Origin of the sequence: Bacillus sp. MHSD_36, from assembly GCF_030757775.1 — a bacterium.
Taxonomy (GTDB): Bacteria; Bacillota; Bacilli; order Bacillales; family Bacillaceae_G; genus Bacillus_A.
On the sequence record NZ_JAVBIS010000001.1, the window covers coordinates 1,313,473 to 1,323,029 of the forward strand.

Annotated in this window: 11 protein-coding genes, 1 riboswitch and 1 other annotated feature (1 of these 13 running past the window's edge); of the genes, 4 read left to right on the plus strand and 7 right to left on the minus strand. The window is 33.4% G+C overall.

The window, feature by feature from the left end:
- Positions 1-158: a binding site (T-box leader), on the minus strand (it extends 65 nt beyond the left edge of the window).
- A gap of 125 nt (positions 159-283) precedes the next feature.
- From rluF to Q9B79_RS06960, 3 genes are all read right to left on the minus strand, one after another.
- Positions 284-991, minus strand: coding sequence for a 23S rRNA pseudouridine(2604) synthase RluF (gene rluF / locus Q9B79_RS06950; protein WP_001222167.1), 708 nt, complete (start codon positions 989-991; stop codon positions 284-286).
- Positions 992-1,176: 185 nt separating this feature from the next.
- The gene (locus Q9B79_RS06955; RefSeq protein ID WP_306183148.1) at positions 1,177-1,797 is read right to left on the minus strand and encodes a YdbC family protein; all 621 of its coding nucleotides are present in this window, start codon (positions 1,795-1,797) and stop codon (positions 1,177-1,179) included.
- Between the two features lie 194 nt (positions 1,798-1,991).
- On the minus strand, positions 1,992-2,357 hold the full coding sequence (locus tag Q9B79_RS06960; protein WP_306183337.1) for a hypothetical protein: 366 nt from the start codon (positions 2,355-2,357) through the stop codon (positions 1,992-1,994).
- 114 nt (positions 2,358-2,471) lie between these two features.
- Here Q9B79_RS06960 and Q9B79_RS06965 point away from each other — a divergent pair, with 114 nt between their 5' ends.
- The 3 genes from Q9B79_RS06965 to Q9B79_RS06975 all read left to right on the plus strand — a co-directional run bounded on the left by Q9B79_RS06965 (position 2,472) and on the right by Q9B79_RS06975 (position 6,282).
- On the plus strand, positions 2,472-3,047 hold the full coding sequence (locus tag Q9B79_RS06965) for a hypothetical protein (RefSeq protein WP_306183149.1): 576 nt from the start codon (positions 2,472-2,474) through the stop codon (positions 3,045-3,047).
- Positions 3,048-3,264: 217 nt separating this feature from the next.
- A riboswitch (glycine riboswitch) is annotated at positions 3,265-3,383 on the plus strand.
- 107 nt (positions 3,384-3,490) lie between these two features.
- A complete protein-coding gene (locus tag Q9B79_RS06970) occupies positions 3,491-4,858 on the plus strand; it encodes an alanine/glycine:cation symporter family protein (RefSeq protein WP_048552499.1) in 1,368 nt (455 codons plus the stop codon).
- A gap of 230 nt (positions 4,859-5,088) precedes the next feature.
- A complete protein-coding gene (locus tag Q9B79_RS06975; protein WP_306183150.1) occupies positions 5,089-6,282 on the plus strand; it encodes a S8 family peptidase in 1,194 nt (397 codons plus the stop codon).
- Positions 6,283-6,370: 88 nt separating this feature from the next.
- Here Q9B79_RS06975 and Q9B79_RS06980 read toward each other — a convergent pair whose 3' ends face one another.
- Both Q9B79_RS06980 and Q9B79_RS06985 read right to left on the minus strand, forming a co-directional pair.
- Complete coding sequence (locus Q9B79_RS06980; RefSeq protein ID WP_306183151.1) at positions 6,371-6,895, minus strand: DinB family protein; 525 nt, start codon at positions 6,893-6,895, stop codon at positions 6,371-6,373.
- Between the two features lie 14 nt (positions 6,896-6,909).
- The gene (locus tag Q9B79_RS06985) at positions 6,910-7,677 is read right to left on the minus strand and encodes a DUF3891 family protein (protein WP_306183152.1); all 768 of its coding nucleotides are present in this window, start codon (positions 7,675-7,677) and stop codon (positions 6,910-6,912) included.
- Positions 7,678-7,882: 205 nt separating this feature from the next.
- Between Q9B79_RS06985 and Q9B79_RS06990 the strand changes: the two genes are divergently transcribed.
- Complete coding sequence (locus Q9B79_RS06990) at positions 7,883-8,155, plus strand: HU family DNA-binding protein (protein ID WP_001043907.1); 273 nt, start codon at positions 7,883-7,885, stop codon at positions 8,153-8,155.
- Between the two features lie 36 nt (positions 8,156-8,191).
- Here Q9B79_RS06990 and Q9B79_RS06995 read toward each other — a convergent pair whose 3' ends face one another.
- Both Q9B79_RS06995 and sfp read right to left on the minus strand, forming a co-directional pair.
- Positions 8,192-8,734 carry a cold-shock protein gene (locus Q9B79_RS06995; RefSeq protein ID WP_306183154.1) on the minus strand — a complete coding sequence of 181 codons (543 nt, stop codon included), beginning with the start codon at positions 8,732-8,734 and terminating at the stop codon, positions 8,192-8,194.
- A 29-nt stretch (positions 8,735-8,763) separates the two neighbouring features.
- Positions 8,764-9,519, minus strand: coding sequence for a 4'-phosphopantetheinyl transferase Sfp (sfp, locus tag Q9B79_RS07000; protein WP_306183155.1), 756 nt, complete (start codon positions 9,517-9,519; stop codon positions 8,764-8,766).
- Positions 9,520-9,557 lie beyond the last annotated feature (38 nt).

Consider the following 9,557-nt stretch of genomic DNA (forward strand, 5'->3'; position numbering starts at 1 on the left):
TCTTTTGCGATAACGTCGCTTACACGGCACTAGATACTTCGTTTCCCTAGTGCAGCTCTAAGGTGGTAAGTTATTTTTCTGCGTTAGGAAGTTCTCAGCTTTCCTTCCTTCTCTGTATAACCGGGGAAAATAACTCGTGTCCTTTTCTTTGCTTTTATAAGTACATCCATTAATTGTTATTCACTATATCTTATTCATTTTATTTTTGCAAGTGTTTAAAAAAGATTTTTTATTTAATAAAAAAAGAAACCAAAACTAAATTTTTGGTTTCCTCTTCTCACTTTTACCAATCTTGTGGTTCGTAATTTAAGTCTGCAAATAGACGGCGTTTCTCTTTCTTCGTTAAATCTCTCCACTGTCCAACGGGTAAATTATTCAATTCAATATTCATAATTCTCGTACGTTTTAACGTGTATACTTGATAACCTAAAGCTTCACACATACGGCGAATTTGGCGATTTAGCCCTTGTGTTAAAATAATTTTGAACTCATATTTTGATAACTGTGTGATCTCACAAGGAAGAGTTTTCGTTCCTAAAATTTTCACACCAGCTGCCATTTTTTCTAAGAAATCAGGTGTAATTGGCTTATCTACTGAAACGATATATTCTTTCTCATGTTTGTTTTCAGCACGTAAAATTTCATTAACGATATCACCATCGTTCGTTAACAAAATTAAACCGTCTGAGTCTTTATCTAGACGTCCAATGTGACTAATTCGTAATGGATGATTCACTAAATCGATAATATTACCTTTTACTGATTTTTCACTCGTACATGTAATACCTACTGGTTTATTTAAAGCGATATATACGTGATCTCGAGCAATACGAAGTTGCTCTCCATTTACGCGTACATCATCACCTGGATTTACTTGGTCACCAATTTTTGCAACCTTACCGTTAATAATTACTCTTCTCTCATTAATTAATTTATCTGCTCCACGTCGAGACGCTTTTCCAGCTTCACTAATAAATTTATTGATACGCAAATTAGGCACATCCTTTTCTAAAAAAATTTCAAGCTCACACTGCTACTACCGTACAATACAAAAGGGTAAGCCTCCTATTATAACTTAAATATATTAACATGAAAGGGCATATAACGTCTTCTATTAATTACTTATTTATAAGAAAATATCTTTATTATACATTCATTTATGCACTTTTTCCGTGCTTAATATACAAACCATTCTTCCTTACATACAACTTGTTTACCTCTTATATCTTCTATATCTTCATGGGTATTAGCTAGTTTATACAACTCAGGGAAAATCTCTTCTACATAATTTTGACGCGCCATTCCATCTTTCCAATAAGTTAACACGATGTAACGATTTTCATTTTTTAAAGACTTCCCAACTACTCCACCTAACATCCCTTTTACATTTTCCATTCCTTTATTCCAAATTGTTTCTTGCTTATGTAAAAACTGCTGTTTCATTTCTACCTTTACATCACATATAGCAACTCTTACGAATGATCCTTCTGTAACAACTTTTTTTAAAGGCATATCAGTTATATCATACAACGTTTGAAATAGTTCAATTTCACATGAAAGAAATGTATCCTCTTGATTACTATTTATATAAATGGTATCGTGAGCACCATTCATAAATGATTGATATGCACTTCTATCTTCCCATAAAGTAAATACACATGCCTCATCTTCATTCCATCCACCAAATTGTCCATGAAATCCATCTAGATGCTGTATATCACGCCATTTTTCTTGTGCTTTTGAAAATAACTCTTTTTTCTCTTCTTCTACCTTACAGTATATTGTTTTTAACAACATTTTTAGTTCCCCCTTAGGATATAATTTCTCTTCCACTTACAACTTTTTAGTTTACATAATATTTTTATGGTCTCTTCATTGCTTTTTATCAACATATAGAACTTATCATATTTATCACTACATCTATCAAACCATCTATCTGATTTTATTTCAAATAATTCAGAATCAAAAGAAAAGATGTAATCCTTAACGAATTACATCTTTATCTTATCTCCCATATTCACCTTTTTCTCAAATAAATAATACGTTAGTTCTCCCAGATAATGTATTACAGTTACATTCCTCTCCCCTTCTTTAAAAGTAACAGTATGCCCGTTTTCCCCTAAGTTCTCCCATCCACTCGCCTTTGTAATTGGCATTACACTTATATATTTATAATCCTCTTGCTTATTATTGTTAATATGTATTGCTGAAATTGGTACTGGAATTTTAGATTCTTTGTCCAGATATATGAGTGCAAATAAGCCAACTAATAACATCGCCATTGAAATATTTGAAACTAGTTTTCTTCTATTCATTTTCACTAAAAATCCTCTTTTCTCACATATAACTTTCATTATTTTTGTATAGAAAATATATAATTTAAATCATTTCTAACCTATTTTCTCTACTTTAAACAGCATTATTGTTATATATTATAATTATAAGTTTTTAAATTTTGGAGGCGTTACATATTGCAGAAATTACTTTTTACTAAATGGACAGTTGTTATTTCTATTTTCATCATTTTCGGTACAATTTTCTACGTTACTAATGGTAAAAATAACAACGAAAAAGCAACTGTAGAAACAGCGGATACAAAAACTTTCAAAACTAAATTGCAACCTAAAATTAATAAATTGACTACTAATTATAATGACATCATCGAAAAAGATTGGTTGCCTGCTTGGGAAGAGATTAACACGAATGGAGATTCAGTAGATCGAAATAAACTATTAATTACAATGAATGCTGTTTCCAAACAATATGAAAACATTATGAATGAAATAGACACTTTGAAAATTAAAGAAGATATATCAGAAGTACAAATACAAGAACAACTAGTTTATTTCACAACTGAATTTAAGGCTGCTTCTAAATTTATGAAAAACGCGGCAGATTTAATTATAGACGGGGCCACTAACTCTACTCTAAACAGTGCAACAATTGAAAATACTAAACATGCTTTAGGGCTTGCGGATCAACATATTGTTATTGCTTTATCTACTTTAACTGAAGTTGAAGAGAAATTAGGACTTTCGAAAAAATAGAATTCTTTACTATTTTAAAATAAAAAATGATTGCATTTCACTAATTGTATATCTATAATGTTTTTATTGATCTTATACACATTCATTTCGTATAGGTTATTAATTTTATAATTCGGATGAACCATTCAGGAGAAGGTCTATTGATCTACCGACGGGGCAAAAAGTTGTTAACCGACTTTGAAACTCTCAGGTCTTGTTTACAAGTAGAACTGCATGGGGACGAATCTCTGGAGAGACTCCCTCTCGCTTTAATAGCGTAGAGGAAAACGAGCACCGAAGGAGCAAATCCGCTACTATAGCGGATAATCTCTCAGGTAAAAGGACAGAGACAAGCGAAAGAAAATGCCGATTTGTATCGGTTTATTTTTCTATCCCTTGTTTCTCCAGAGACCATTTCATTTATTTGAAGTGGTTTTTATTTTTTCTAAAAAAGGAGAATAAAGATGGAGACAGTAAGTAAAGTATTAGAACAAATCAATCACTATGTGTGGGGATTACCAACATTGTTGTTACTCGTTGGTACTGGTATTATTCTCACAGTGCGTTTAAAAGGTTTACAGTTTAGTAAACTATTATACGCTCACAAACTAGCTTTTAAAAAATCAGAAGATACATCTTCCTCTGGAGATATTAGCCACTTCCAAGCACTTATGACCGCTATGGCGGCAACGATTGGTATGGGAAATATAGCTGGTGTTGCAACTGCTGTAACGATTGGTGGTCCCGGGGCAATCTTTTGGATGTGGATTACTGCTTTGTTTGGTATGGCAACAAAATATGCTGAAGCAATTCTTGCGGTGAAATACCGTGTTAGTAATGAAAACGGTGAATATTCAGGTGGACCCATGTACTATTTAGAACGTGGCTTAGGTAAGAAATGGCTTGCAGTTTTATTCGCTATATTCGGTACAACTGCTTCTTTCGGTATCGGTAATATGGTGCAATCTAATTCAGTTGCAGAGGCCATGCGAATTAATTTCTCTTTCCCCCCTGCTTTAACTGGTATAGTAATGTCATTTTTAATCGCTATCGTTATTTTAGGCGGTGTAAAAAAAATCGGGAAAGTGACAGGATATGTCGTTCCTATTAAAGCTTTCTTTTATATCATTGCTGGTCTTATTATTATTTTCTATCACTACGATCAAATTCCAGAAGCATTTTCACTCATTTTTTCTGGTGCCTTTAACGGTACTGCAGCTGCTGGTGGTTTTATCGGTGCCACAGTTGCATCAGCTATTCAAATTGGAATGGCGCGCGGCGTATTTGCGAACGAAGCTGGTTTAGGGAGTGCCCCTATTGCCGCGGCGGCTGCAAAAACAGATTCTCCTGCAAAGCAAGCTTTAGTGTCAATGACGGGTACTTTTCTAGATACGTTTATTGTATGTACAATTACAGGACTAGTATTAATTACTACAGGTGCATGGAAATCTGGTAAAACTGGCGTTGAAGCTACAACACTTGCGTTCCAATCTGTATTCGGTACTGCAGGTAGTATGATTCTCGGTATCGCAATTATTTTATTCGCCTACTCTACTATTTTAGGCTGGTCATATTACGGTGAGAAATGTGTGGCTTATTTATTCGGAGAAAGTGCAGTTAAATATTATAAAGCAATCTTTATTGTCATGATTGCTATTGGTGCTAATTTAAAGCTAGGAATCGTATGGACATTTGCTGATATTGCAAATGGACTTATGGCAATTCCAAACTTAATTGGTCTAATTGGATTAAGTAGTATTGTTGTTGCTGAAACGAATCGCTTTTTACAAGCAGAGAAATTGAAAGAAAATAATAAAAAACAGGCAAGTTAATCTAAAAAAAGGAATGACTCATACATGATGAGCATTCCTTTTTTCATTCCCTCTTTTACTTAATTACTATCATTAAAAATATATTTATATCAATGTTTACTCCTTTTTATTCCTCCAAAAGTTTTTCACATAAATGTCATAAATCGTATGGTCTAACTATATAGTTGAAAAGGAATGCGACATTAAAGTGTCGCTGAAAAACTCATCCAAGAAAAGGGAGGAAAAATCTTTTGAAAAACAAAATCATTGTTTTCCTATCTGTTTTGTCATTTATTATTGGTGGTTTCTTCTTTAACACGAATACTTCAAGCGCTGAAACATCATCTACTGATTACGTTCCTAACCAATTAATCGTTAAGTTCAAACAAAATGCATCTTTAAATAATGTGCAATCTTTTCATAAATCTGTCGGAGCTACTGTCTTATCTAAAGATGATAAGTTAGGTTTTGAAGTCGTACAATTTTCAAAAGGTACTGTAAAAGAAAAAATAAAGAGTTATAAAAATAATCCAGATGTAGAATATGCAGAACCGAATTATTACGTTCACGCCTTTTGGACTCCAAACGACCCATATTTTAATAATCAATACGGATTACAAAAGATTCAAGCTCCACAAGCTTGGGATAGCCAACGAAGTGATCCCGGTGTAAAAGTAGCTATTATTGATACAGGAGTTCAAGGCTCACACCCTGATTTGGCTTCGAAAGTAATTTACGGGCATGATTATGTTGATAACGACAATACATCTGATGATGGTAATGGTCATGGTACACATTGCGCTGGAATTACTGGAGCACTTACAAATAACAGTGTCGGAATTGCCGGTGTTGCCCCACAAACTTCAATTTATGCTGTCCGCGTATTAGATAATCAAGGAAGTGGTACTCTTGATGCTGTAGCACAAGGTATTCGAGAAGCTGCTGATTCGGGTGCAAAAGTAATTAGTTTAAGTTTAGGAGCTCCAAATGGTGGTACTGCATTACAACAAGCCGTTCAATATGCATGGAATAAAGGCTCTGTTATTGTTGCAGCTGCTGGAAATGCTGGAAATACAAAAGCTAATTATCCTGCTTATTACAGCGAAGTAATTGCAGTTGCTTCTACAGATCAATCAGATAAAAAATCTTCATTTTCTACTTATGGTAGCTGGGTAGACGTTGCAGCACCAGGTTCAAATATATATTCCACATATAAAGGAAGCACGTATCAATCATTAAGTGGTACATCTATGGCAACACCTCATGTTGCAGGAGTCGCTGCTCTTTTAGCAAATCAAGGATATAGCAATACACAAATCCGCCAAATTATTGAGTCAACTTCTGATAAAATTAGTGGTACAGGTACGTACTGGAAAAACGGTAGAGTCAATGCATATAAAGCGGTACAATACGCTAAGCAATTACAAGAAAATAAAGCGTCTTAAAACTTTAAACTGTCGATCTACCATTCATGCGGGATAAAATAGAAGGAGAGACTTTTACAATGAAAGTCTCTCCTTCTTACAAACTATATTACTCTCCCTGCTTTTTAACCATATGTAAATACAGTACAAAATCCATCATTGTCGACGAATGACCAAGTTGACGAATCATTGCTGTTATATTTCCTCTATGATATGTACCATGATTTACGACATGTTGCACTAACTCTAAAATTGAAGTTTCTAATTTCCCTACATATGGATTTTCAATAACAAATACAGCATTCACATCTTGTATTGTACTTAAAAATTCTTTATATTGTTTTGCCATGTTTTCAAACATTTTTTCTAATTCATGTAACGATTTATTTTCGATTTGTTTTCGTAAATTTTCTCGGTCTTGTATTGCTTCATTCATACTTTTACCATGCAATATGTGTAACCACACTTGATCTGTAATATAAATATGCGCGAAAGTATCCTTAATTGATGGGAATACGCTCTGTATCTGTTCAGTAAAAATCGTCTCATAGTTTGGTAATTCTTTTAGTCGCTCGAATAATCGTATATTAGCCCAAGCGTGGTAATCCACCTGTTTTAACATGTACTCTTTCAATCTCAATCGCCTCCTTATTGTATGAAACGAATGGTTTGTTTCTTCATTTTTGATTCTCTATCGGTCTTTGCAATTCCTTTCTCTTCAATTTCTCGTTTATTTATAGTTTTATATTTTACATACGTATGAAATTCCGTTTGAAATGGAAACGGTGTAATCCGAATAGTTTCCTTATTCACCCATTCAGCTTGAATAGGTTTCTCCCCCTTACTATTAAACATTTCTGTTCCTTCAAAACCATCTTTAAACAAACCAATTTCATCTTCCTTTTCTACACCAGGTTTATTCATACATACATATAAAGAAAGTTCATCGCAAAACTTTAATAATCTATAATGTTTATCGAACATCGCAAATTGTTCTTTTGTTAATGTTTTCAGCACTCTTTTTTGTCGTTCCAATTCATGTTTATAAAATGACATCATCTCCTCGTCTTCCTCGTTTAGTGGAAATGATAAAAAATGTTTACTGCAAAGCAATGCCCCATATGGATTAGAATTTTCAATTTCATTCAAACCAATCGTATAAAAAACAAAACGTAACGGGCTTGGACAATCCATAAATGTATATGGGATATTTTTAGCATCATTCAAAATTGGAACTTTATCAAGCTCTATCCATCCTCTATCATGCTCATATATTGCATCAATCGTCTCTTTTAAGTATGTGTCATTTTCAAAAAAATCTTCTTTTATATGCTTTGCAATCTCTCCAGCTAAAAAACCATGATCATGTTGACGAATTAATATGCTTTCTTTCTCATTTTTTTCACGAAAAATCATCCGTATATTCCCCCTCATCCTCATATTACAGCGTTTTCTATGCATCAATTCTCAATTAATCCCTAAATATTAGCAGGGATTCAGTTTCTTGCAACGAAATTAACATAACTATATAGCATTCTTTCTAACAATATAAATAGCTTTTTCTTTACTATCTATTATACTAAATCATTCATTCCAAAATATTTTTTTATGAGGTGAAAACATGAATAAAACAGAATTAATTAAAAATGTAGCACAATCAGCTGATATTTCTCAAAAGGATGCTTCTGCAGCTGTACAATCTGTATTTGACACAATTGCTACTGCATTACAGTCTGGCGATAAAGTTCAATTAATTGGCTTTGGAACTTTTGAAGTACGTGAAAGATCTGCTCGTACAGGGCGTAATCCGCAAACTGGCGAAGAAATTCAAATCGCTGCTGGTAAAGTTCCTGCATTTAAAGCAGGTAAAGAGTTAAAAGAAGCTGTGAAATAAACAAGAAACCAGCCATTTTATAGGCTGGTTTCTTGTTTATTTCAGTAATCCCTTTATATTCTCAGCATGATATACTTCACAAATATAAAATATGCATTTGCAGTTACTTACAATTTGATATTTTCTAGTTGGATACACATTCGCTGTAACAGAGCATCCATCAAACAATTCAATAATATTTCCAGAAGGCTGATATCCTTCATATAATACGTTCCTTCTTACTTCCATCTTTTCTATAAGTTTTTCAACTGGAATGTTTCCACTCTCTAACTCACTCTTAATTGTATGTGGTAAAAACGTGGTATCCGCAAAAATGAGGTTTTCAGATAATACTTTCCCTTTATAACTAACATTGGATACACGGTAAAGAAATGTTCCGTTTTTAGCAAAGAAATTCTTTGCTTCTTTCGGGATGTACTGTCTATCAATTACCTCTTGTTCGAGAACGTCAAACTGAACTGTATCATTCAAAAGCTTTTCTAAAGCATGAATAGATGATGTATCTCCAGAAAATAAAATGTTTTTAATTGCTTGTACATTATAAGTGAATTCATTTGTTCTATTTTCCGCTACTAGCATGAGGAACACCTCTTCTATAAAATATTTTATTAAACTTCTTTATAATTTAAAAGCGCTACTGCATCCAACTGTGTGATTTCGGTGACTTCTTTACTAAATATTGCAATTGAAGCCATATAATCTACACTTGGCCTTAAATCTCTCATCACTGTATTTTCTACTAACTCTTGTCTATCCTTAAAAACTAGCAAGTTTGGAGGATCATTTGGGGCTGATATAATAATATCCACTGGTGAAATCATTAGTCCTTCACCTGTTGCTTTTAGCACTGCTTCTTTTCTAGTCCAATATGTTAAAAAACCTTCTATTTTCTGTCCATTAGGTAATTTCATAACTTGCGCTTTTTCAATGTCTGTTAATACGCCTTCTGCCATTTTCATTACATTTACATTTGGATTCATTTGTTCAACATCAACGCCTACAGGTGCAGATTTTGTAAATGCAACAACAACCCACTCACCCGAATGTGAAACAGATATTTGCGGCATGCCTTCTGGTAATTGTGGTCTACCATGTTGTAACTTACATACTGGGCACATTCGATCAATCGGTACTTGGACTGGCGACATAGAAAGTATCTTTCCAAGAACTAATCTACTAATTACACAACCTATTATAAATCGTGCACGATCTACCGAATGATGATATGAATTTGCTTTCTCTCGTTCAACATCATTTAGTAAATTGTAATGCCATGATTGTAAATCTGAAATTCTTGCCCACCATATTTGACAATCATTCTCATTAAGAGTTGGTATAGAATCTACAACTTTACTTTCTATCATGTAAACTCTCCCCTTCTTAGTACGAATATCACTTTATT